We start from the raw sequence: 21,946 nt of genomic DNA on the forward strand, positions 1-21,946 counted from the left end.
CGCCATGACCAACCCGCGCCACAACATCCGCACCGTCCGTGCCGACCGGGGGCCAGAGATTTCTGCGAAATCCTGGATGACCGAAGCCCCCTTGCGCATGCTCATGAACAACCTCGACCCCGAGGTCGCCGAAAAGCCGCATGAGCTCGTCGTCTACGGCGGCATCGGCCGGGCCGCGCGCACATGGGATGATTTCGACCGGATCGCGGCGACGCTGAAGTCGCTTGAGGAAGACGAGACGCTGCTTGTCCAGTCCGGCAAGCCCGTCGGCGTTTTCCGCACCCACAAGGACGCGCCGCGCGTTCTCATCGCCAATTCCAACCTCGTGCCGCATTGGGCCAACTGGGACCATTTCAACAAGCTCGATAAGGTCGGGCTGATGATGTACGGCCAGATGACGGCCGGCTCCTGGATCTACATCGGCTCGCAAGGCATCGTGCAGGGCACCTATGAGACCTTCGTGGAGGCCGGACGCCAGCATTACGACGGCAACCTCAAGGGCAAATGGATTCTGACCGCCGGCCTTGGCGGTATGGGCGGGGCGCAGCCGCTCGCCGCCGTCATGGCGGGTGCCTGCTGCCTTGCGGTGGAGTGCAATCCCGATTCAATCGATTTCCGTCTGCGCACCCGATATCTCGACGACAAGGCCGAAACGCTGGATGAAGCCCTCGCCATGATCGAGCGCTGGACGAAAGCGGGCGAGGCGAAGTCCGTCGGCCTGCTCGGCAACGCCGCCGATATCTTCCCCGAACTCGTGAAGCGCGGCGTGCATCCGGATATCGTCACCGACCAGACCTCGGCGCATGATCCGCTGAACGGCTATTTGCCGAAGGGCTGGACGCTGGCCCAGTGGCACGAAAAGCAGGAGAGCGACCCGAAGGCGGTCGAAAAGGCGGCGCGCGCGTCCATGCGCGAGCATGTGGAGGCGATGGTCGCCTTCTGGGACGCCGGCGTTCCGACGCTGGACTACGGCAACAACATCCGCCAGGTCGCACAGGAAGAGGGGTTCGAGCGCGCCTTCGCCTTCCCGGGCTTCGTGCCGGCCTATATCCGCCCGCTCTTCTGCCGGGGTGTCGGCCCCTTCCGCTGGGCCGCCCTTTCCGGCGATCCGGAGGATATCTACCGTACCGACGAAAAGGTGAAGGAGCTGCTGCCCGATAACAAGCACCTGCACACCTGGCTCGACATGGCGCGCGAGCGCATCTCTTTCCAGGGCCTTCCGGCGCGCATCTGCTGGGTGGGCCTTGGCGACAGGCACCGCCTCGGTCTCGCCTTCAACGAGATGGTGGCCAACGGCGAATTGAAGGCGCCCGTCGTCATCGGGCGCGACCATCTGGATTCAGGCTCCGTCGCCTCGCCCAACCGCGAGACGGAAGCCATGAAGGACGGCTCGGACGCCGTTTCCGACTGGCCGCTTTTGAATGCGCTGTTGAACTGCGCATCGGGCGCCACCTGGGTGAGCCTCCATCACGGCGGCGGCGTCGGCATGGGCTTTTCCCAGCATTCGGGAATGGTGATCTGCTGCGACGGCACGGAAGATGCCGCGCGGCGTATCGAACGTGTGTTGTGGAACGATCCGGCGACCGGCGTCATGCGCCATGCGGATGCCGGTTACGACATCGCACTCGATTGCGCCCGCGAAAAAGGCCTTCGCCTGCCCGCGATCCTGGGGAATTGATTTCAAGAAACCAATGTCTCGAAAAACCAGAGGAGAGACCTGCGATGAAAAGACGTGAGTTCCTGAAATCCGCCGCTGTCGGCACCGCGGCGGCCGCCGCCGCCTCCACGCTCGCCGCGCCCGCGGTCGCCCAGGATGTGCGCCGCTGGAAGATGGTGACGGCCTGGCCGAAGAACCTGCCGGGACCCGGTGTCGCCGCGCAGATGCTGGCGGACCGGATCACCGCCCTTTCCGGCGGGCGCATCGTCGTCGAGCTTTATGCGGCTGGAGAGCTTGTTCCGGGCAACGGCGTGTTCGACGCTGTCTCGGAAGGTACGGCCGAGCTTTATCATGCGGTTCCCGCCTACTGGGGCTCCAAGTCCAAGGGCATTCTTCTGTTCGGTTCGCAGCCCTTCGGCCTTCGCGCGGATGAACAGGTTGGCTGGCTCGCCCATGGCGGCGGGCAGGAGCTTTATGACGAAATGTACGCCCGCTTCGGCTTGAAGCCGTTTCTTTGCGGCAATTCCGGTCCGCAGTGGCAGGGCTGGTTCCGCACGGAAATCAACTCGGTCGACGATCTCAAGGGCCTGCGCTTCCGCACCACCGGCCTTGCTTCGGAAATGTGCTCCAAGCTTGGCATGGCCGTTCAGGCGATGGGCGGGCGCGACATGTTCCAGGCCCTCCAATCCGGCGCGCTGGATGCGGGCGAGTTCATAGGCCCGTGGACGGATTCCGCGCTCGGCTTCTATCAGGTCGCCAAGAACTACTATTGGCCGGGCGTCGGCGAGCCTTCCTCGGCGGAGGAATGTGCCGTCAACAAGGCCGCCTATGACGGACTTCCGGATGATCTGAAGGAAGCGGTCGCGATGGCCGCCCAGTCGCTCTACAACCCGGTCTGGACGGAATATTCGACGAAGCACGCGCTTGCGCTGCAGCAGCTTGTCTCAGAGCAGGGCGTGCAGGTGAAGAAGCTTCCAGACGACGTGATCGTGGCGATGGGCAATGCCGCGGGCGAGGTGATTGCCGACCTTCGTGCCGACGAAGACGAGCTGGTGCGCCGCATCACCGAAAGCTTCCTCGCCTACCGCAACTCGATTGCCGATTACATGGTCTATGCCGACAACGGGCAGATGAACGCCCGCGCGCTGGACTATAACTACGGCTAAGACGACTGCGGCGGGTCGGGGCGATCCGGCCCGCCGTTCATCCATCGGCGGGGGGGTCATGGAAAAAATGGCAGATCGGCTTGACGCCGTGAACCGGGCGGTTGGCGCCACCGTGCGCTGGCTGGCGCTTCTCATGGTGCTGTTGCAGTTCGCGGTGGTGCTGTTGCGCTATGTCTATGGCATCAGCTTCGTGTTCCTGACCGAAGGCGTGCTCTATATGCACGGCGCGCTTTTCATGCTGGGCGCGGGCTATACGCTGCTGGTCGACGGTCATGTGCGTGTCGACATTTTCTACGGCAAGCTCAAGGCACGCGGAAAGGCGCGGATCGATGTGTTGGGCGCGGCACTCCTGCTCCTGCCGTCGATGGTCCTGCTCTTGTGGTTTTCCTTTCCTTCGGTGCGCAATTCATGGGCGGTGCTTGAAGGGCCGATTTCCGTCGGCGGTATTCCGGCCTCCTTCCTTCTGAAATCTCTCATCCCCGCTTTCTGCGTGCTTCTCATCGTGCAGGGCATTGCATGCTTCCTGCGTGATCTTGTCCGCCTGAATACGAAAGACGCCGCCGCATGAGCCTGCCGCTCGATCTTCTGATGTTCGCCGGGCTGATCGTTGCCATCCTGATCGGCTATCCCGTTTCCTTCACCCTTGCAGGCGTTGCGACGATCTTCGCACTCCTCGGCTGGGCGACCGGCCAGTTCGACATGAGCCTTCTCGGCGCGCTTGGCCAGCGCGTCTTCGGTTTGCTGACCAACGATGTGCTGATCGCCATTCCGCTTTTCGTCTTCATGGGTGTGGTGCTGGAAAAAAGCCGCATCGCCGAGGAATTGCTGGAAACCATGGGCCGGCTCTTCGGCGGACTTCGCGGCGGGCTTGGCATATCGGTCGTGCTTGTCGGTGCGCTGCTTGCCGCCTCCACCGGCATCGTCGGCGCGACGGTCGTCGCCATGGGGCTGATCGCGCTGCCGACGATGCTCAGGAACGGTTACGACCCGAAGCTTGCGTCGGGCATTGTCTGCACGTCCGGCACGCTCGGCCAGATCATCCCGCCGTCGACGCTGCTCATCATCCTGTCCGACGTCATGTCGAACGCTTATCAGCAGGCGCAGTTCGAACAGGGGAAATTCACCGTCGAGACGATCTCCGTCGGCCAGGTTTTCGCCGCCGCCCTCCTGCCGGGGCTGATGCTGGTCGGCGTCTATATCGTCTATCTGCTGGTGAAAGCCTGGGTGAACCCGGCGGCGGCGCCAGCGCTGAAGGAACTGGCCGAAGCGCCCTCGCGGGCGGAGATCGCGCGCGCCGTGCTGCCGCCGATCTTCCTTATCGTCGCGGTGCTCGGTTCGATCCTGGGCGGCATCGCGACGCCAGGCGAGGCGGCATCTGTGGGTGCGGTCGGCGCGCTGCTTCTGGCGGGCGCCAAGATGAACGGCCGCTCGACGAAGGTGTTCATCGCCGGCGCCGCGGCGCTGGGCCTTCTTGCTGTCGTGGCGGGCATTTCGCCGATCCGCCTGCAGCGCGGAGATGCGGGGCTTGGAAGCTGGGTTCTCGGTGCTTTCGCCACGCTCCTGGTGCTGATCGCTTTCTACGCCGTTGCAAAGGCGCTGCGGCAGGCGGCGGCGAAGGATATCCTCAAGCCTGTCATGACCTCGACGATGACGGTCACCGCGATGATCTTCGCGACCATCCTGACGGCCAGCGTCTTCTCCCTCGTCTTCCGGGGATTGGGCGGCGATCACCGCATCGAGGATATTCTGTCGGCCATGCCGGGCGGGCCGCAGGGCGCGCTGCTGTTCGTCATGGCGCTCATTTTCGTGCTCGGCTTCTTTCTGGATTTCGTGGAAATTTCCGTCATCGTGTTGCCGCTGGTCGCACCCGTGCTGATCCTCATGGGGCACGATCCGGTCTGGCTTTCCATGCTGATCGCGATAAACCTTCAAACGTCCTTCCTGACGCCCCCCTTCGGCTTCTCGCTGTTTTACCTGCGGGGCGCAGCGCCCGAGGAAGTGACGACGGGCATGATCTACCGGGGCGTCATGCCCTTCATCGTGCTGCAGGTGGTCGGAATGATACTCCTCTGGTTCCTGCCTCAGGTCGCGACAACCCTGCCCAAGCTTCTATATTGAGCGGAAATGAAGGGGGAGAGGCCATGCAATCGCGCGCTTTGGTGCTGAACCGTTTCGGGCTTGAGGGGCTTGCGCTCGAAGACCGGCCCGTCCCCGAACCCGGTCCCGGCGAAGCGCTGGTGAAGGTTCACGCCGTCAGCCTCAACCGCCGCGACCTCCTGCTGGTGGAGGGCACTTACGCGCCAAGGCAGAGCTTCCCGATCGTGGTCGGCTCCGATGCTGCCGGAGAAGTCGTCGCTGTGGGCGAAGGCTCTGATATCGAGCCTGGAACGCGCGTGCTGATCCCCTTCTTTCCCGCATGGGAGGACGGCGAACTGACGCCGGAGGCGATGCGGTCGGGTTTCGGCGGCGGCATTTGCGGCGACGGCGTTTTCCGCGACCACGTAACGGTTCCGGCGCAGGCACTTGTCCCGCTGCCGGATGGCTTGAGCTTTGAAGAAGCGGCCACGCTCCCTTGCGCGGGCGCAACCGCCTGGTCGGCGCTGACGGATTTCGAGACGTTCAAGCCCGGAGACCGGCTTCTTGTGCAGGGCACGGGTGGCGTCTCGGTCTTCGCGCTGCAGTTCGCTCGAATGCTTGGGCTTTCCGTCGTCATCACGTCCTCGTCGGACGAAAAACTCGAAATGGCGAGGGCGCTCGGTGCGGATGGCCTCGTCAACTACAGGACGGATGCCGGCTGGGCGGAAGCCGCACGCTCGCTTGCCGGCGGGCCGGTCGATGCTGTCATCGACGTTGGCGGGACGGAAACGCTTGATGCTTCCATCCGTATGCTCAAGCCCAACGGCACCGCCTTTCTTATTGGCGTGCTTTCGGGAGCTTCCGCCTCCATTCTCCTTCCGCTGGTGGTCATGCGCCGCATTCGCCTGCAAGGGGTGACGGTCGCCTCCGTCGCCTCCACGCGGCGGATGGTGGAAGCGGCGGGAGAAACGGGGCTGAAGCCGGTGATCGGCGAGACTTTCCCGCTCGCGCGCTATCGCGATGCGTTTCAGGCGATGCGCGACAATCGCGTCTTCGGAAAGATCGTCATGACGCTCGACTAAGCGGTGGCGCCTATCCCATCGCGCGCGGCAGGAAGAGGACAATCGCCGGAAAGGCTGCGATCAGCACGAGGCGCACGATGTCCGCCGCCAGGAACGGGAAGATGCCCCGGAAGATCGTGCCGATGGGAACGTCCGGCAGGACGGTCTTCAGCACGAAGACATTGAGGCCGACCGGCGGCGTGATCAGGCTGATTTCGGTCACCACCACCACGAGAATGCCGAACCAGACGAGATCGTAGCCAAGCGCCGCCATCACGGGCGCGAAGATCGGCACGGTCAGAAGCACCATCGACAGGCTTTCCAGCACCATGCCGAGCAAGAGATAGACGACGAGGATGGCGGCGAGGATAGCGGGCGCCGGCAGGCCGGAAGAGCGCGCGAGATCGCTGAGCGCGGAAGGCAGCCCCGCGATATTGACGAAATTGGAGAAAATCAGCGCGCCGATCAGCACCATGAACATCATGGTGGTCGTCGCCGCCGTTTCCGCCAGCACGTCGATCAGGATCTTTACTGAAAGCTTTCGCCGAAAGAGCGCAATGAAGAAGGCGCCCGCAGCACCGATGCCGGCGGCTTCCGTCGCCGTGAAGACGCCGAGATAGATGCCGCCGATGACGAGCGTAAAGAGACCAAGGATGCCGATCACGCCCTTCAACGCGGCGAAACGCTGGCTGTAAGGCAGCTTCGGACCGCGTGGCCCGGCTTCGGGGCGGAAATGGCAGACCACGCGTACGGCGGCCATATAGCCCAGGATCCCGAGGATGCCCGGCACGATGCCGGCAATGAAGAGCCTTGCGATGTCCTGCTGTGTCGTCACCCCGTAAAGCACGAGAATGACGCTTGGCGGAATGAGGATGCCGAGCGTGCCGCCCGCCGCGATCACACCGCTTGCAAGGGAATCGTCGTATTTGAACCGCCGCATCTGCGGCAGCGCGACCTTGCCCATGGTGGCGGCGGTTGCGAGCGACGATCCGCAGACGGCGGAAAACCCGCCGCAGGCAACGGCGGTGGCAAGCGCAAGCCCGCCCGGCTTGTGGCCGAGCCATGCGTTGCAGGCCGCGTAAAGTTCGTCCGAAAGCCCGCCGCGCGTGACGAGATTTCCCATCAGAACGAAAAGCGGCACCACTGAAAGCGTGTAGGACATGCCCGTGTCGAACGTCGTCTGCCCGACGATGGCCATGGCCGGGCCGAAGCCCAGGATCGCGGTCAACCCGAGCGCGCCGACGGCGGCCATCGCCATGGCGATGGGCACGCCGGCCATCATGACGATAAGGAGAATGACGAGGCCGGGAAGCCAGGTTTCCATGGAACTGCGGATCCGTTACCTGCGGAGGAAGACGACGAGGGAGGCGACGGCGCCACAGGCGCAAAGGGCGGCCATGATGCCGGCGACCGGCCCGAGCGGCAGGCGCAGGAAGACGGTCGCATCGCCGTAAGCCGAAAGATCGCGGGCGATGATGCCAAGCCGCCAGGCCAGCACGATGAGGACGGCCGCTGTCACCACATGCGCGAATTTCAAAAGCCATTGGCGGATGAAATGCGGCACGCGGCTCGTCACGAGGTCGACCGTTACATGCTCCTCGCGCAGCGTGACAAGGGGGAGTCCTGCGAAGATCACGAGGCCGAGCAGAACTTCCGTAAGTTCGAAGGCGCCCGGCAGCGGCGAGGAAAACACGTAACGGCCGATGACGTCCACGAACGTCACGGCCATCATGATGAGGATCAGCAGGCCGGCGATTATGCGAAGCCCGCCGAGGAAGGCGCGGCCCGTGCGCCCGGTGGCGGCTGCCGCCGGGCGCGCGTGGTTGGGATCACTCATTATTTCGATTGCGCGGCGATTTCGCCCCTCAGCATTTCAAGGGCCGCTTCCCCGTCGATGCCGGCGGCCTTCGCGGCGCGGAGGAACCCCTGGTTGATGCCTACGAGCTTTTCGGCAATTTCCGCCGTCATCGCGTCGTCGGCTTGTGTGATCTCAAGGCCCTTTTCGGCCATTGTCTTGTTGCCCGCGGCATCCGCCGCATCCCACGCCTGCCCGGCAAGCCGGGCCATCGCTTCGCCCGAAACCTTGTCGATGGCAGCCTTCTCCTCATCCGAAAGCCCGTTCCAGGTGCCCTCGTTCATGACGACGAAGAAGGAGGTGTTGTAAAGTCCGCCCGGCACGGTGGTGCCGTATTTCAGCACCTCGTCGATGCGGAAGAAGGGAACGGATTCGGCGGGAAACAGGATGCCGTCAGCGACACCGTTCGACAGGATTTCATAGACCTGCGGGGAGGGCGCCTGCACCCCCACCATGCCGAGGCGCTCGGCGATTTGCGCGACCACGCCGCCGCCGATGCGCATTTTCAGGCCGTTTGCGTCCGCCACCGTTTTCACCGGCTTTTCGGTGGTGAAGATCGCGCCGGGGCCGTGGGTGAAGACGGTCAGAACCTTGACGCCCTGGTGCTCGTCCGCCTTGGCAAGCATTGCTTCATGCACCTTCCAGTAGGCGACGGAAAGCGCTTCCGCGCTGTCGGAAAGGAACGGACCTTCGACGATCGGCGTCAGCTTGAAGCGCCCGGGCGTATAGCCATGCACGCCGTAGCCGACGTCGGCGGCGCCGCTCTTGATCAAGTCGAACTGCGCCGGCGGCTTGCCGATTGGCGAGGCCATGATCTCCACCTTCACGCTGCCGCCGGTCGCTTCCTCCACCTGTTTGCCCCAGGGCTCCAGGATGTCGCGGACGATCGGGTGCGACGGCGGCAGCCAGTTGGAAACGCGCAAAGTGGTTTCTGCGGCGGAAGGTGCCGTCAGCCCAAACCCGAGTGCGGCCGTCAAAGCGAAAGTTCCCAAGATACGACGCATTGTGATCCCCTCGTTTGTCTTCGGCATTCCTGCCTTTGGAATATTTTGCGTAGAGGCCTGTTTTCCGGAGTCCTTATCGCTCCTGTCCGCCCGGAACCTTTCCCGCCGCCATCTCCCTGACCTGGTCAATCCGGATCTTGCCAAGCGCATTTCGCGGCAATTCTTCCGCGAAAACAACCGTTTTCGGGTGCTTGTAGCGGGCTATCCTGCCTTCGAAGGCTTGAAGCACGTGCGCCTCGTCACACTGTCCCGGATCTTTCGGCACGACAACGGCCACCGGCACCTCGCCCCAGCGCGGGTCGGGCCTTCCGATGACGGTCGCCTCCTTCACGAAATCAAGCTCGCGCAGCACACGTTCCAGTTCGGCGGGATAGATATTTTCCCCACCGGAAATAATGACGTTTTTCAGCCGGTCCTTGAACCAAAAGAGCCCGTTTGGATCGACAAGGCCAAGGTCGCCGGTGCGAAACCAGCCGTCGCGGAATGTCTTTTCGGTTTCCTCCGGCAGGTTCCAGTAGCCGGTGGCGACGTGTTCGCCCAGGATTTCGATCTCGCCCACCTCGCCAGGGGGCGCTTCGTTTCCATCGGGAAGTATGATCCTCGCGCGTGTATGAAGTCCCGGCCTGCCGATGGCGCCTAATTCCGCGGGAATGTCCTCGATGCGCTGGTAGATCGCGACGGGCGTGGTTTCCGTGGAACCGTAAATCTGGATGACGGGCACCCCGCGCTCGATGAAGGGCGTCATCAGGCCGAGCGGCACATCCGACGAGCCGGTGGCGATGGCGCGCAAGGATGAGAGATCATGCCCTTTCCATTCGGGGTGGGAAATCATCGCGGCAAGCGTGGCTGGCACGAGCACGGTCAGCGTTGGCTTTTCGGCCGAAATCGCCGCCAGCGTTTCGCGCGGGTGGAAGCGTTCGTGCAGGATCACCGTTGCGCCGAGGTAAAGTGCGGGCGTCGTCTGGATGTTGAGCCCGCCGACGTGGAACATGGGCAGGACGGTGAGCACCAGATCTCCCTCACGCATGTCATGCATGTGCCGCGCGTTGAGCGCGTTGACCAGGATCGCGCGCTGGCTCAGCACCGCGCCTTTCGGACTACCTGTCGTGCCGGAGGTATAGACGATCAGAAGCGGGTCGGTTTCTTCCCCATCGCCAGCTTCAAGGCTTTCGCCGTTCGCCAGAAGGGCGGCCAGTCCACCCGCCGCCGGATCGATTTCGCAAGCCTCGACGCTCGCAGCGCTGCCGAGCAGGGGATCGGCAAGAATGGCGGAGACCGTTTCGCCAAACGCCGGCTGGTGGATCAGCAGCTTCACGCCGCTGTCGGAAACTGCATAGGCAAGCTCAGGCGGGGCAAGCCTCCAGTTGAGTGGCACGAGGATTATGCCCGTCCGCGCAGCGGCAAAGAGCAGCATCAGCATGTCCGGCGCGTTGGTGCCGAGGTAGGCGATACGCTCGCCGCGCTTGATCCCGCGCTCGCAGGCAAGCCAATGCGCGGTCTTGCCGATCGCCCGGTCGAGTTCCGCGTAGGTGAGATCGCCCGCGTGAAAGCGGATCGCCGGCTTGTCGGGCGAAAAACAGGCGTGCGCTGCAATCCAGCGGTCGATCGTCATGCCCGCACTCCGTTTCGCGGCTTCTCTCAATCGTCGCTCTCACCGGGGAGATAAAGGCTCTCGCGTCCGATCCTGTCCAGGCAGATTTCCGCCGTCCACGGCAGCATCAGCGAGCCGCAACGGCTGTCGCGGTAAAGCCGTTCCAGCGGCAGCGATTTCAGCATGGACTGGCCGCCGCAGGTGCGGATGGCAAGCTGGCAGATCTCGTTGGCGTTTTCCATGACGGTGTAATGGGCCGCCCATGCGCGCATCACCTGCCCGCGCGTCGGATCGGGCCCGGCTTCGGTGATCGCCTGGAACCAGAGCGCCTTGGTCTGCTCCAGCATCAGGTGCATCTGGGCAACGCCTATCTGCTTGGTCGGATACATGCGCCGCTTGACCGGCGGCAGGCCCGGTGCTTCGCCGCGAAGGTACTGGATCGTGAAATCGAATGCGGCCTGCGCGATGCCCATATAGGTCGGCGACAGCGTCATGAACATATGCGGCCAGCGGCTTGCCGCCTGGTAGTAGATGCCGCGCGGCATGAGCTGTTCCTCGTCGGGAACGAAGACATCCTCGAAGATGAGCGTGCGCGAAACCGTGCCGCGCATGCCGAGCGGATCCCACGGGCCTACGACCTTCACACCCTCCGCATTCGCGGGAACGGCGATATACATCGTGTCGCGGCGGCTCGGGCGCTCGCCCTCCTTCATCTCGCCGCAGAGGATGCCGTAATAGTCGGCGTGGCCGGACAGCGAAGCGAAAATCTTCTTGCCGTTGATGATCCAGCCGCCGTCGGCGCGTTTCGCGCTTGTCGAGAAGGGCACGACGCCGGCCGCCGCAGCACCGCCTTCGGAGAAGGGCTGCGAATAGATCGCGCCGTCCTTCAGGATGCGGTCGTAGTGTCTCGCCCTGCGGCGCAGGTGGTTTTCGCGCTGCTCGGCGGACATCTCCAGATCGTCGGTCAGTGCCCCGGTCCACAGGCAGGAGCAAACGTGCATGTTCCACGTCAGCGCGGTCGCCCCGCAGTAACGGCCGATTTCGGCAGCCGTCATCATGTAGGCGCGGAAAGGCGCGCCATGGCCGCCGTTTTCCTTCGGCACGCAGATGCCAAGCAGCCCGGCTTCATGCATGTCATTGTAGTTCTCGGTCGGAAAGCTCGCCTCGCGGTCGAATTCTTCGGCGCGCGGGGCGAAGCGCGATTTGCCGATGCGCCGTGCGAGCGCGGTGAGTTCGGCTTCCTGCTCGGTGAGGCGGAAGGCGGACGGGTCGAAAATCGGCTGGTCCGTGCCGATGATGTCGAGATCTGCCGCGTTCATGGGCTCAAACCTCCGAATGTGATCGCATAGAATGACTTGATGAGGCCGTTGTAGGCGTCGGGCGCTTCAAGGGGGGCGAGGTGGCCGATGCCGGCCAACGCCTCGAACCTTGCGCCTTCTATTTGCTCCGCGATTCTTTTCATGGATTTCAGCGGAGCGTTGGTGTCTTCCTCGCCCGCGATCAGGAGCGTAGGCACGGATATCCGTGAAAGCTCTTCGCGCCGGTCGAATGTCGCAAGACAGCGGATCACTTCGCGGTAGGTCTCGGGCGAAAGCCTGCTCATGGCGACGCGCGCGATGTCTATTGCCGAAGGCAGGGATGCCGAGCCGACCAGATGCGGGACGAAGCTTGCTGCAAGCTCCGGGATCGTCTTTCCCGCATCGAGGGGCGCGAGCCTGTCTGAGACGAACTTCTTCTGAAACTCCCCGTCGCGGCTGCCGAAGGCTGAAGTCGTTCCCGAAAGGATGAGCGAGCGCACGCGCTCCGGGTGCCTTGCGTAAAACTCCTGGGCGATCATTCCGCCAATGGAATGGCCGAGAAGGTTCGCCTTTTCGATGCCGAGGTGGTCGATCAGCGCCAGAAGGGCGTCGGACAGCCCTTCGAAGGTCATCTCGCCATCGAGTGGCGTGCCCCCGTAGCCCGGCATGTTCCAGGCGATCACGGTGAAACGGTCCGAAAGCCCGTCAAGCTGGGGAGAGAACATCTCCGCGCCCGCGCCGATGCCATGCAAGAGGATCAGCGTTTCCGGCGCGTCGCCGCGCGTCTCAAAAGCGGGCACCCTCATTTGAATGCCTCCGCCAGGTCTCCGTCCGTCACCACCGCTTCGCCGTCGAGCGAGATCGTGCAGCCGCGCACCGGAATGTCGAAATGGCCCTTGGTGTAGCGCCCGGCGAATTCGTTGGCACCTGTCGAGAAAAGGAAATTGCCGGCGAACGCGCGCACTTCCGTGCCGTTCGTCTCGCGCCGGTCGTACATGGCAAGTGCTTCGTAGCGCGCACCTTCGTTCATGCCGAAACCGACATGGGAAACCGCATAGGCCTCCCGGTCGCCCCATGCGGCAAGATAGCGGCGCATGAGCTCCGCGTCCGTGCCTTCTCCTTCGATATCCGTCACATAGTCGTCGACGATGGTAAGTTTGACCGGGCGCTCGAGGTAGCGCTTGAAGGTGAGGTTCACGTCGCCCGCGTCCAGCACCAGCGTGCCGTTGACGGAAGCCGCCTTCGGGAAGCTGACGACGAGCCCCGCCGGCCAATGGGCCACGGTGCCCGGCCGGTCGCACCAGCCCCAGACGCCGACAGTGGAAGCGCCCTCCATGTCGACGGTGAGATCCGTTCCCGCGGCTGATGTCACCGTCATGCGTTTCGCGGCCCGGCAGCGTTTGACGGCGGTCTTCACGCGCGGCTCGTCCCTGGTTTGCGGCAGCAGGCGTTCCAGCGCTTCCGGGTGTTCGTTTGAAATCATTAGGATGCGCGCGCCGCCGGAAATGATCTCGGGAAGTTCCGGCGCGTGCAGCAGGCCTTCCACCGTCAGGTCGACGACGAGCCCGCATTCCTTCAGCGCCGCAACGGCGGCCTTCTGCCCGCCAAGTGCCGCCGAAGCGCCGGTGGAACGCACCGGAATCGGCGCATCCTGACGCGGGGTCGGCACGGTGACATGGAACCAGTTGGCCCCTGTCCGGTCGAGCGCAAGCTCGGCGATATGGACGTTGAGCGTTCGGGACTGGGTTTCGGAGAGGATCGCCACCGTCTCGCCAGTCGCGACCTTGCAGAGCTTGAAGACGGCCTCGAAGGCATCGATCCATTTTCCCTCGATGCGGTCCGCCAGCATGCCTCTCCCTCCTCGTTTGGCAGGTTCGTTTTCGCGCGCGCCTGACTTCCGGTTTTTCTAGTTTCCTTTTTTGGAATTCGCGCAAGAAACGAAAACGACTTGGTGGATCGTAGCAATTTTGTTATTATATGAAAAGGCATATTTTTATACATGAACGAATGGGAACGGGAGCGATGACGATAGACCCTCACCAGTTTCCTGCCGCCCGGTTTCGCGAGGCTCTGGGGCGTTTCGCGACGGGCGTTACGATCGTCACCGCGCTCGATGGCGCCGGCAGGCCGGTCGGGCTCACCGCCAATTCGTTCAATTCCGTTTCCCTCGACCCGCCGATGGTTTTGTGGAGCCTTGCCGCGCGCTCGCGAAACCTCGACGTCTTTCGCCAAGCCAGTCACTTTGCGATCAACATTCTCGCGGCCGACCAGCGCTATCTTTCTGACCGTTTCGCAAGGCCGGTGGAAGATCGCTTCGCCGATGTGGAGTGGGAAGAAGGCATCGCCGGCGTACCGCTGATCTCCGGCACCACGGCCGTCTTCCAGTGCGAGAACGAGACCCGCGTTCCCGCCGGCGACCATGTGGTCTTCCTTGGCAAGGTCGTCGCTTTCGGCCACGACGAGAAGGAGCCGCTGATCTTCCACGCCGGGCGCTACACGATCCCCCACGCTGGCCCCCACACTGGCCCCCACGCTGGCCCCCATGGCGGGCATCCCGGATGATGTTGAGGACAATGGCTGACAGTGCGCGCTTTATCGACGGCTACCTGCTTTATCTTCTCGCGCGTGCTTCAAGCGTTGCGAGCGCGGAATTCCACGAGGAGGTCCGCCGGCGTGGTTTCAACGTGTCGAACTGGCGTGTACTTGCCGCATTGAAAGGCTCCGGGGGCCAGACTGTCGGCGAGCTGGCCGCCGTCTGCCTTGTCAACCAGCCGGCGATGAGCAAGACGGTCGAGCGGCTGGTTCGCCAGGGGCTTGTCGAAAGGCGGGCGGACGTTGGCGACCGCCGCCGGGTCAACGTCAACCTCACCGGGGAAGGCGAGCGCACCGTCGATGAACTGATTTCGGCCGCGAAGGCCCATCAGGAACGGCTGATCGAGGCGATCGGCCCGCGCGAAACCGAAACGCTCGTCGCAGCGCTTCACAGGGTCATCGAGCGGTCCGGCGAGGGGTGATTTCTTTTGCCCGGCCCGTTCACTCTTCCCCGCAGACGACCACCGTCGTGTCCGTGGGCTTCAGCATGTTCAATATCGCCTCGGGCGGCCTGCGGTCGCAAAAGACGTGGCTGACATCGCTGATATGCCCGCCGCGCACATGGGCGGGGCGGGTGAATTTCGTATGGTCGAGCACGAGGAAGGATTGGCGCGCGTTTTCGCGAATTGCCTGGCGCGACAGCACTTCGTCCTCGTGAAAGTCGAGAAGCGTGCCGTCCTCGTCGACACCCGCCACGCCGAATATGCCGATGTCGAACTTGTAGCTTTCGAAGAAGGATTGCGTCGCCGGTCCCAGGATATCGCGGTCGCCATGGCGAAGCCGCCCGCCGACGATCGTGACGTCGAAGCCCGGGTTGGCCGAGGCCGCCATGGCGACATTCAGGTTGTTGGTATAGATGCGAAGCATTTCATGGCTCATCAGCGCCTGCATCGCGATTTCGGGCGTGGTGCCGATGGAAAAGGCGAGGGAGACGTCATTCGGCACGTATTCGGCGACGGTCGCCGCGATGCGCTGCTTGGCCGGCAGGTTCAGGATCTGGCGCGTGCGGTAGTGGATGTTGTGCATGGCGGGCGGCGGTTCTACGCCGCCGTGCGTGCGGCGCAGTATGCCGACTTCGCAAAGCCCGTTCACGTCCCGGCGAATCGTTTGCGTGGTCACGCCGAAGCGTTCGGCAAGCGATTCAACCGAGAGAAAGCCCTGTGCCTGCACCAGTTCGGCGATCTCCGACTGCCGTTCGGAAATGTCCATCGACGCGTGAAACTCCCGTGAAATATCGCTGACACATAAGTTACCATGCTCACATGAACGCATGGCAACGTTCATATGAAAACGACATGACAGTGCGTTTGGAGAAGAAAGTCGACTCAAAAAAGCAACATTCGCGAGTGTTTGACGAGTTTCCGGCAAGCGCCGGTACTCAATAGGCGGATTGCTTGCGCCGGATCGCGGCCTGCCGGTCGGCCACGCGGATAGCGTCTCCCAGCGTCGAAACGCCAAGAGGTTCCAGAAGGTCGAAAAGCTTGAGGAGAACATCGGCGGTCGCCAGCGCGTCGCCAAGCGCGGTATGCCGATCCTCCGGCGCAATGACGACGTTGAAGCGCTCGGCTAGCGCATCGAGCGTCAGGCTGTCGGCGCGTCCGAACACATGCGCGGCAAGAAGCACCGTATCGAGCACCGGCTGGTCGAAGACGAGCCCTGCATCCGCCTGGCGTTTCTTCAGAAAGGCCATGTCGAACGGAGCATTATGGGCGACGAGCACCCCGTCGCCGACGAAATCGTGAAAGCGGGGCAGCACGGTGGCGGCGTCCGGCGCCTCGGCGACCATGGCATCGGTAATACCGTGAATTTTCGCGGCGGCGGCTGGAATGCGCCGTCCCGGGTTGATGAAGGTCGAGAAGATCTCGCCCCTGAGCACGCGGCCATTGACGATCCTCACCCCTGCGACCGACACCATCTCGTCGCCGCGCGACGGTTCGAGCCCGGTCGTTTCTGTATCGAAGACGATATAGGAAAGCGCCTTCAGCGGCATGTCGTCCAGGGCGCCCGGTGGGTGGCGTGTGAAAAGGTCGAAGTCGTAGAACTCGGGCCGCTCGGGGATCGCCACGCTCGATTTGGCGGGCCGGTCCTCCAGGTCGGAGGAAATCGCAAGCGGCAGGCGGATGCGCACGTCGCCGTCGCTTTCCGGCACGGCCTCGCACCAAAGGTCCGTCTTGTGATGGGTCAGCACGTCCCGCCCGGTCATCGCGCCGAGCGATTCGTCGAGCGGCTCGCGCAGCCATTCCTCGACGAGGCTTTCGGGCACCACCTGACCCCGCCAGACGATATCGACATAGACGCGCTCGCCGTTTCGCTCCGTCTCCAGCCGGAAGTCGCGCACCTGGTCCCAAACGGCCGCGCGGTTCATGATCCGGTCGACAAGCTCGCTGACGCTCGCCGAATCGCAGGTGATCCAGACCGGCGTCCCCCGCTGCTCGACCTTGATTGCCCGGTCTTCCGAACGGCGCGTCGCCGCGCTGTCGAAAAGCGTTGCGGAGAAGACCGGCGCGACCGGCCATGCGGCGGCGAAAATGTCGTTGGCGACCTGGTCAAGCCGGTCGAGCCTTTCGCCGAGAATTCGCGGCTCGCTGCGGATCGTCGCGCGCGCCTGTTCTTTTTCTTCGTCCGAAAGCGGCTGCCCGCTCAACAGAAGCTCACCTGCCATCGTCAGGTTGGTGATGTGGTTTCGCACGTCCTGAGCGACATCCTGCAGCAGGCGCTCGCGCCAGATGCCGGCGGCAAGCTCCTCCGTCACCCGGTCGAAGGTGACGACATAGCCGATCGGGCTTGCGTCGTCCTCGTCGAGCACCAGCGACATGCGCCCCTTCATGGTTTCGTGGCCCGTGGCGGTCGCGGCGAGGAAAGGGGCCATCAGCCCGTCGTGATGGGCAAGGTACCGTCCGCCCTCGAAGCGCCGCGTCAGCCTGTCCAGCGTGTGGCGCAGCGGTTGGCGGGCGATCAGGCTCGTCAGTTTGCGGCCCAGGCCCAGCTCCCCGCCGGGGGCGGAACCCGCGCCTGCCGCCGCATGGGCCACGAAGTGCTGGGCGGCGCGGTTATAGAGCAGCACCGTATGGTCGAGCCGGCAGATGATAACGCCCTGCTGCAGGTCGCGCAGCACGGTTTCAAGCCGCTTCTTCTGGCGTTCCGCGCGGGCCGTGGCATTGGTGATTGCGGTGTCGACGCGCGCGCGGGTTTCCTGAAGCGCCTGCGAAGCCTCAACGATACCGGGCGCAAGTTGACCGAGGTATCGCGCGCGCTCGGCATCGGGCAGTTTCTCCGATCCCGCATGAACGGCGGCGTGCAGATCGCGGGCAAGCGCCTCGACGGGCCTTGCCACGTGATCGTCGAACTTGATCCATACCCACAGCACGAGGCCAACAATCGCAAAGCCCGCGCCTCCGCCGTAAAGCGCCAGATGGCTGATGGCGGAGGGCGGGAGTTCACGGCCAAGAAGGAAGAACGCGGCGCAAAGGATCGCGGCCGCTCCGGCGGCGATCAGCGCGAAGAACAGGAAGATACGGAGCCTGAGGCTCCACCGCTCGGCGGCCTTTTCAAGCATGGAGGGCGGTGCGTGCTTCGCCTGCGCGAAGCTTGACGAGAGCGCCTTTCAGGTCGTCGAGCGTGAAAGGCTTGCGCAGCACGGCATCGGCACCGAGCGCCGTTGCCTTTTCGGTCTCGATCGCGCGTGCCGAAGCGCTCATGACGACGATGGGAAGATCGCGCGTCGCGGGGTTCGCCTTCAGCGCCTGGCAGACGGAAATGCCGTTTTGCCTCGGCAGATCGGCATCAATGAGGATGAGGTCGGCCCCTCCGCCGCGCACGATTTCAAGCAGCCTGTCGGCACTCGCCGTGGCCTCGACGTCATAACCCTCATGGGTGAGAAGGCCCTTCAGGCAGCGCGCGATCACGGGCTGTTCGTCGGCGATGATGAGCTTCTTGTTGGTCATGGCCGTTTCCTCCGCCTCCAGTATCGCCAAGCGCGTCCGCGCGCGCCAGACGCACTTCGGCTTACGACGAAGGTTTGAGGGGGAGGGGCGAGCTTACCTCTGCCCCTTGAAATAGGGCTTCAGCAGTGCCCTTGGGTAATCCGCCTTTCGGGCGGCGGCGACGAGCGCGAAGATCGACAAAAGATACGGCAGCATCAGGAAGACCTGGCCCGGAACGAAGGCCCCCACTTCCGTCTGCAGGCGCACCTGGAAGGCGTCGAACGCACCGAAGAGGAGCGCGCCCAAAAGCGCCTTTCCCGGCCGCCATGATGCGAAGACGACAAGCGCGATGCAGATCCAGCCGCGACCGTTGACCATGCCGAAGAAGAAGGCGTCGAACGCCGACATGGTGAGGAACGCCCCGCCGATGGCCATCAGCGCAGATCCGACGATCACAGCGCCGACGCGCAGGCCGAACACGGAAAGCCCCTGCGCTTCCACCGCCGCCGGATTGTCGCCGACGGCCCGTATCGCGAAGCCGAGCGGCGTGCGGTTGAGGATGAAGGCGACGGCCAGCACGAGGAAAAGCGCAAGGAACGTCAGCGGGGTTTGCTGGAAAAGAGCGGCGCCGATGAACGGCAGGTCGGAAAAGCCTTCGATGTCGAGCGGCTGGAACGGCGTGATGCGTGGCGGGGAGGAAACATCGGGCAGGGCGGTTCGATAGGCGAAATAGCTGAGGCTCGTGGCGAACAGCGTCACGCCGATGCCCGAAACGTGCTGCGACAGGCCAAATGGCACGGTCAGGATCGCGTGCAAAAGGCCGAAGACCCCGCCGACGGCAGCCGCAACGGCAACGCCCGTCCAAAGGTCCGCGCCGAGCCAGACCGCCATCCAGCCGGCCATTGCGCCTGCGGTGAAAATGCCCTCGATGCCGAGGTTGAGCACGCCCGACCGTTCGCAGATCAGCGCGCCAAGCACGCCGAAAATCAGCGGCGTGGCGATGCGGATCGCGGCTGCCCAGAAATTCGGGTTCACGAGAATGTCGAGGATTTCGATCATGCCGCGCGCCCCGTCAATCCGTTGCCCGCGAGCCGCCGATACGCACGTGGTAGCGCACGAAAAGCCCCGAGATGAGAACGCAAAGCAGTGACATGGCAACCACCAGATCGGCGAGATAGCTTGAGACGCCGAGCGCCCGGCTCATGGAATCGGCGCCCACGAAAACGCCTGCAACGAAGATGGCGGCGATGACGACGCCAAGCGGCGAAAGGCCGGCGAGCATGGCGACGACGATGCCGGCATAGCCGAAGCCGGGAGAAAGGTCGGCCGTCAGATACCCCTTCAGCCCCGCCACTTCGCCAACCCCCGCCAGCCCTGCGAATGCGCCGGACAAAAGCCCGACGCGAACGAAGGTTGCGGTGACGGGAATGCCGGCGTGCCGCGCAGCCGATGGGTTCGCGCCGACTGCGCGAATTTCGAAGCCCCAGACGGTGCGCCGCATCAGGATCGCGGCGAAGACGGCGGCGAGAAGTGCCACGATCAGCCCGGCGTGGACGCGCATGCGCGCGATGAGCTGCGGCAGCATCGCCTCCTCCAGCACCGGCTCGGACTGCGGCCAGCCCATGCCCATCGGGTCCTGCATCGGCCCTTCCAGCATCATCTGCACGATGAGCAGGATGACGAAGTTCAGGAGAAGAGTGGTGACGACCTCGTCCGCGCCGAGCTTCACCTTCAAAAGCGTCGGAACCAGCATCACGGCCGCGCCGGCGAGCGCGCCTGCGACAAGCACTGCCGGGATCAGCGCATAGGAGGGAAGCGCCAGGCTGCCCGAGCCCACGGCAACGGCGGCAAGCGCGCCGGCGTAAAGCTGGCCTTCGCCGCCGATGTTCCAGAGCTTCGCGCGGAAGGCGACGGCGGCGGCAAGCCCGGTGAGGATCAGCGGCGTCGCGCGTGCCAGAAGCTCGGAAATCGCAAAGACGGAGCCGATCGCGCCGTTTACCATCAACACGTATGCGGTGGCGATATCCGCGCCAGCGGACCAGATCGGGATCGCGGCGAGCGCCAGCGCGATCAGGGCGGCGAAGACGGGCGCGCCGATAACGCGTCGCGTCGAGACGTATTCCCTCGGTTCGAAGCGGATCATGTGGCGTCCTCGCTCTCCTGCCCGGCCATCATCAGGCCGACTTGCGAGCGGTTGAGACCTGCCGCCTCCCGCGGCGGCGAAACCTTGCCGCGATGGATGACGGCGATGCGGCCCGACATCTGGAACAATTCGTCGAGGTCCTCGGAGATGAGAAGGATGGCCGCTCCCCTGGCGCGCGCTTCGAACAGGCGTCGGTGCACGTCTTCCGTGGCGCCGATGTCGAGGCCGCGCGTCGGCTGTGCGGCCAGCACCACCTTCGGTTCCTTGTCGAGCGTGCGCGCAAGGATGATCTTCTGGATGTTGCCGCCCGAAAGCAGCCGCGCGACTGCGCCTCCGCCCGGGCAGCGGATGTCATAGGCCTCTATCGCTTCCTCCGCGCGTTCTTCGATCGCGGAAAAATCGAGAAATCCGAACGATTGAAATGCCTTTGAGCGTACATCCTCGATGACGAGGTTTTCGGCAACGGTCATTTCGCCGACGATGCCGTCGCGGTGCCGGTCTTCGGGAATGCGCACAAGGCCTTCGCGCATCACCGTTCGCGGGGCGGGCTTCAGCCGCCTTCCGTCGATCTCCATACTCCCGGAACGCGGCAGTTCGAGGCCCGAGATGATGCGCGCCAGCGCCCCCTGGCCGTTGCCGGAAACACCCGCAAGGCCGAGGATTTCGCCGCCATGCACCTCCAGCGAAACGTTATGCAGCGCGTCGCGCCCGTGTCCGGTGGAAATGCCGGAAAGCTTCAGAAGGGGCGGTCCCTTGTCCACCTCCATGCGGGCTTCGGGCTCCAGATGCCGGCCCACCATGATGTCGGCCAGCATGTTCCGGTCGCAGGCTTTCGTGGGCAGGTCGGCGACAAGCTCTCCATGACGCAACACCGCCACCCGGTCGGACGCCGAAAGCACCTCCGCCATCTTGTGGGAGATGAAGACGATGGAAAGCCCTTCGTCGGCCAGCGAGCGCAGGGTCTGGAACAGGTTTTCCGATTCCTGCGGCGTCAGCACCGCCGTCGGTTCGTCCAGCACAAGCACGCGGGCGTCGCGGTAGAGCGCTTTCAGGATTTCGATGCGCTGCTGCTCGCCCACGGAAAGGCGTGAGACGCGCGTGTCGAGATCGACCGTCAGGCCGGAGTCGCGCATGATCTTTTCAAGCCGCGCCCTCGCGCTGCGTTTCGAAGCGAAGGGTGAGAAGAGCGAGCGCGTGCCGAGCAGGATATTGTCGATGCCGGTCAGGTTTTCGGCGAGCGTGAAGTGCTGGTGCACCATGCCGATGCCGGCCTTGAGCGCTGCCTGTGGCGAGCCTTGCGCAAGCGGGCGCAGCTCTCCCCCGGGCGTCGCGATCTGGACGGTTCCCTCGTCGGCGACGTAATGGCCGAAGAGGATGTTCATCAGCGTCGTCTTGCCCGCGCCGTTTTCCCCCAGCAGCGCCACGATTTCGCCGGGGTAGAGGTCGAGGTTGATGGCGTGATTGGCCAACAGCGCGCCGAAGCGCTTGGTGATGCCGGCAAGTTTCAGGACAGCGGCCTGCTCGGCCGGCGCATCGGACATGGGGCCCCCGATAATCCCGTTTGCCACCTGCTTCGCTCG

At 64.0% G+C, this 21,946-nt stretch carries 20 protein-coding genes; 7 read left to right on the forward strand and 13 right to left on the reverse strand.

Translation table 11 applies throughout. The annotated features are described in order from the left end of the window. The first annotated feature begins 4 nt into the window (after positions 1-4). The 5 genes from hutU to HPQ64_RS07095 are packed head-to-tail and all read left to right on the forward strand — an operon-like array spanning position 5 to position 5,981. Positions 5-1,678 (forward strand): urocanate hydratase, encoded by a 1,674-nt coding sequence (gene hutU, locus HPQ64_RS07075; RefSeq protein ID WP_172887661.1) that lies wholly within the window; start codon positions 5-7, stop codon positions 1,676-1,678. Between the two features lie 44 nt (positions 1,679-1,722). Next, entirely contained in the window at positions 1,723-2,823 is a 1,101-nt protein-coding gene (locus HPQ64_RS07080) for a TRAP transporter substrate-binding protein (RefSeq protein WP_172887662.1), read from the forward strand. A gap of 58 nt (positions 2,824-2,881) precedes the next feature. After that, positions 2,882-3,391 carry a TRAP transporter small permease subunit gene (locus HPQ64_RS07085; protein ID WP_172887663.1) on the forward strand — a complete coding sequence of 170 codons (510 nt, stop codon included), beginning with the start codon at positions 2,882-2,884 and terminating at the stop codon, positions 3,389-3,391. Then, the gene (locus HPQ64_RS07090) at positions 3,388-4,941 is read left to right on the forward strand and encodes a TRAP transporter large permease (RefSeq protein WP_172887664.1); all 1,554 of its coding nucleotides are present in this window, start codon (positions 3,388-3,390) and stop codon (positions 4,939-4,941) included. Before HPQ64_RS07085 ends, HPQ64_RS07090 begins: the two co-directional genes overlap by 4 nt. Before the next feature lie 23 nt (positions 4,942-4,964). Next, on the forward strand, positions 4,965-5,981 hold the full coding sequence (locus tag HPQ64_RS07095) for a zinc-dependent alcohol dehydrogenase family protein (RefSeq protein ID WP_172887665.1): 1,017 nt from the start codon (positions 4,965-4,967) through the stop codon (positions 5,979-5,981). A 10-nt stretch (positions 5,982-5,991) separates the two neighbouring features. Here HPQ64_RS07095 and HPQ64_RS07100 read toward each other — a convergent pair whose 3' ends face one another. From HPQ64_RS07100 to HPQ64_RS07130, 7 genes are all read right to left on the reverse strand, one after another. Beyond that, complete coding sequence (locus HPQ64_RS07100) at positions 5,992-7,284, reverse strand: TRAP transporter large permease (RefSeq protein ID WP_172887666.1); 1,293 nt, start codon at positions 7,282-7,284, stop codon at positions 5,992-5,994. A 15-nt stretch (positions 7,285-7,299) separates the two neighbouring features. Then, on the reverse strand, positions 7,300-7,797 hold the full coding sequence (locus tag HPQ64_RS07105) for a TRAP transporter small permease (protein WP_172887667.1): 498 nt from the start codon (positions 7,795-7,797) through the stop codon (positions 7,300-7,302). Further along, complete coding sequence (locus HPQ64_RS07110) at positions 7,797-8,819, reverse strand: TRAP transporter substrate-binding protein (RefSeq protein WP_172887668.1); 1,023 nt, start codon at positions 8,817-8,819, stop codon at positions 7,797-7,799. The genes HPQ64_RS07105 and HPQ64_RS07110 overlap by 1 nt, the downstream gene beginning before the upstream one ends. A gap of 73 nt (positions 8,820-8,892) precedes the next feature. Next, positions 8,893-10,431: a class I adenylate-forming enzyme family protein gene (locus tag HPQ64_RS07115; RefSeq protein WP_172887669.1), complete on the reverse strand. Its 1,539-nt coding sequence runs from the start codon at positions 10,429-10,431 to the stop codon at positions 8,893-8,895. Positions 10,432-10,457: 26 nt separating this feature from the next. After that, a complete protein-coding gene (locus HPQ64_RS07120; RefSeq protein WP_172887670.1) occupies positions 10,458-11,729 on the reverse strand; it encodes an acyl-CoA dehydrogenase family protein in 1,272 nt (423 codons plus the stop codon). Continuing rightward, complete coding sequence (locus tag HPQ64_RS07125) at positions 11,726-12,514, reverse strand: alpha/beta fold hydrolase (protein ID WP_172887671.1); 789 nt, start codon at positions 12,512-12,514, stop codon at positions 11,726-11,728. Before HPQ64_RS07125 ends, HPQ64_RS07120 begins: the two co-directional genes overlap by 4 nt. After that, complete coding sequence (locus HPQ64_RS07130) at positions 12,511-13,557, reverse strand: 2,5-dihydroxypyridine 5,6-dioxygenase NicX family protein (RefSeq protein ID WP_172887672.1); 1,047 nt, start codon at positions 13,555-13,557, stop codon at positions 12,511-12,513. Before HPQ64_RS07130 ends, HPQ64_RS07125 begins: the two co-directional genes overlap by 4 nt. Positions 13,558-13,730: 173 nt before the next feature. Between HPQ64_RS07130 and HPQ64_RS07135 the strand changes: the two genes are divergently transcribed. Both HPQ64_RS07135 and HPQ64_RS07140 read left to right on the forward strand, forming a co-directional pair. Beyond that, positions 13,731-14,270 carry a flavin reductase family protein gene (locus tag HPQ64_RS07135; protein WP_210260121.1) on the forward strand — a complete coding sequence of 180 codons (540 nt, stop codon included), beginning with the start codon at positions 13,731-13,733 and terminating at the stop codon, positions 14,268-14,270. A gap of 11 nt (positions 14,271-14,281) precedes the next feature. Then, positions 14,282-14,722: a MarR family winged helix-turn-helix transcriptional regulator gene (locus tag HPQ64_RS07140; RefSeq protein ID WP_172887674.1), complete on the forward strand. Its 441-nt coding sequence runs from the start codon at positions 14,282-14,284 to the stop codon at positions 14,720-14,722. A gap of 19 nt (positions 14,723-14,741) precedes the next feature. Here HPQ64_RS07140 and HPQ64_RS07145 read toward each other — a convergent pair whose 3' ends face one another. The 6 genes from HPQ64_RS07145 to HPQ64_RS07170 all read right to left on the reverse strand — a co-directional run bounded on the left by HPQ64_RS07145 (position 14,742) and on the right by HPQ64_RS07170 (position 21,907). Next, positions 14,742-15,509, reverse strand: a complete 768-nt coding sequence (locus tag HPQ64_RS07145; protein WP_172887675.1) for a DeoR/GlpR family DNA-binding transcription regulator — start codon at positions 15,507-15,509, stop codon at positions 14,742-14,744. A gap of 169 nt (positions 15,510-15,678) precedes the next feature. Next, positions 15,679-17,856 carry a 3'-5' exonuclease gene (locus tag HPQ64_RS07150; protein WP_172887676.1) on the reverse strand — a complete coding sequence of 726 codons (2,178 nt, stop codon included), beginning with the start codon at positions 17,854-17,856 and terminating at the stop codon, positions 15,679-15,681. Continuing rightward, on the reverse strand, positions 17,849-18,244 hold the full coding sequence (locus HPQ64_RS07155) for a response regulator (protein ID WP_172887677.1): 396 nt from the start codon (positions 18,242-18,244) through the stop codon (positions 17,849-17,851). Before HPQ64_RS07155 ends, HPQ64_RS07150 begins: the two co-directional genes overlap by 8 nt. A gap of 93 nt (positions 18,245-18,337) precedes the next feature. Next, positions 18,338-19,282, reverse strand: a complete 945-nt coding sequence (locus HPQ64_RS07160; RefSeq protein ID WP_172887678.1) for an ABC transporter permease — start codon at positions 19,280-19,282, stop codon at positions 18,338-18,340. 13 nt (positions 19,283-19,295) lie between these two features. Next, entirely contained in the window at positions 19,296-20,366 is a 1,071-nt protein-coding gene (locus HPQ64_RS07165) for an ABC transporter permease (protein WP_172887679.1), read from the reverse strand. Further along, positions 20,363-21,907 carry an ABC transporter ATP-binding protein gene (locus HPQ64_RS07170; protein ID WP_172887680.1) on the reverse strand — a complete coding sequence of 515 codons (1,545 nt, stop codon included), beginning with the start codon at positions 21,905-21,907 and terminating at the stop codon, positions 20,363-20,365. Before HPQ64_RS07170 ends, HPQ64_RS07165 begins: the two co-directional genes overlap by 4 nt. Between the last annotated feature and the right edge of the window lie 39 nt (positions 21,908-21,946).

Source organism: Hongsoonwoonella zoysiae (assembly GCF_013266695.1).
GTDB classification, from domain to species: domain Bacteria; phylum Pseudomonadota; class Alphaproteobacteria; order Rhizobiales; family Stappiaceae; genus Hongsoonwoonella; species Hongsoonwoonella zoysiae.

Excerpts from the sequence above, each read along its gene's own strand:
- hutU (WP_172887661.1), top strand. The coding sequence starts at position 5 with ATGACCAACCCGCGCCACAACATCCGCACCGTCCGTGCCGACCGGGGG.
- HPQ64_RS07080 (WP_172887662.1), top strand. The coding sequence starts at position 1,723 with ATGAAAAGACGTGAGTTCCTGAAATCCGCCGCTGTCGGCACCGCGGCG.
- HPQ64_RS07085 (WP_172887663.1), top strand. The coding sequence starts at position 2,882 with ATGGAAAAAATGGCAGATCGGCTTGACGCCGTGAACCGGGCGGTTGGC.
- HPQ64_RS07090 (WP_172887664.1), top strand. The coding sequence starts at position 3,388 with ATGAGCCTGCCGCTCGATCTTCTGATGTTCGCCGGGCTGATCGTTGCC.
- HPQ64_RS07095 (WP_172887665.1), top strand. The coding sequence starts at position 4,965 with ATGCAATCGCGCGCTTTGGTGCTGAACCGTTTCGGGCTTGAGGGGCTT.
- HPQ64_RS07100 (WP_172887666.1), bottom strand. The coding sequence starts at position 7,284 with ATGGAAACCTGGCTTCCCGGCCTCGTCATTCTCCTTATCGTCATGATG.
- HPQ64_RS07105 (WP_172887667.1), bottom strand. The coding sequence starts at position 7,797 with ATGAGTGATCCCAACCACGCGCGCCCGGCGGCAGCCGCCACCGGGCGC.
- HPQ64_RS07110 (WP_172887668.1), bottom strand. The coding sequence starts at position 8,819 with ATGCGTCGTATCTTGGGAACTTTCGCTTTGACGGCCGCACTCGGGTTT.
- HPQ64_RS07115 (WP_172887669.1), bottom strand. The coding sequence starts at position 10,431 with ATGACGATCGACCGCTGGATTGCAGCGCACGCCTGTTTTTCGCCCGAC.
- HPQ64_RS07120 (WP_172887670.1), bottom strand. The coding sequence starts at position 11,729 with ATGAACGCGGCAGATCTCGACATCATCGGCACGGACCAGCCGATTTTC.
- HPQ64_RS07125 (WP_172887671.1), bottom strand. The coding sequence starts at position 12,514 with ATGAGGGTGCCCGCTTTTGAGACGCGCGGCGACGCGCCGGAAACGCTG.
- HPQ64_RS07130 (WP_172887672.1), bottom strand. The coding sequence starts at position 13,557 with ATGCTGGCGGACCGCATCGAGGGAAAATGGATCGATGCCTTCGAGGCC.
- HPQ64_RS07135 (WP_210260121.1), top strand. The coding sequence starts at position 13,731 with ATGACGATAGACCCTCACCAGTTTCCTGCCGCCCGGTTTCGCGAGGCT.
- HPQ64_RS07140 (WP_172887674.1), top strand. The coding sequence starts at position 14,282 with ATGGCTGACAGTGCGCGCTTTATCGACGGCTACCTGCTTTATCTTCTC.
- HPQ64_RS07145 (WP_172887675.1), bottom strand. The coding sequence starts at position 15,509 with ATGGACATTTCCGAACGGCAGTCGGAGATCGCCGAACTGGTGCAGGCA.
- HPQ64_RS07150 (WP_172887676.1), bottom strand. The coding sequence starts at position 17,856 with ATGCTTGAAAAGGCCGCCGAGCGGTGGAGCCTCAGGCTCCGTATCTTC.
- HPQ64_RS07155 (WP_172887677.1), bottom strand. The coding sequence starts at position 18,244 with ATGACCAACAAGAAGCTCATCATCGCCGACGAACAGCCCGTGATCGCG.
- HPQ64_RS07160 (WP_172887678.1), bottom strand. The coding sequence starts at position 19,282 with ATGATCGAAATCCTCGACATTCTCGTGAACCCGAATTTCTGGGCAGCC.
- HPQ64_RS07165 (WP_172887679.1), bottom strand. The coding sequence starts at position 20,366 with ATGATCCGCTTCGAACCGAGGGAATACGTCTCGACGCGACGCGTTATC.
- HPQ64_RS07170 (WP_172887680.1), bottom strand. The coding sequence starts at position 21,907 with ATGTCCGATGCGCCGGCCGAGCAGGCCGCTGTCCTGAAACTTGCCGGC.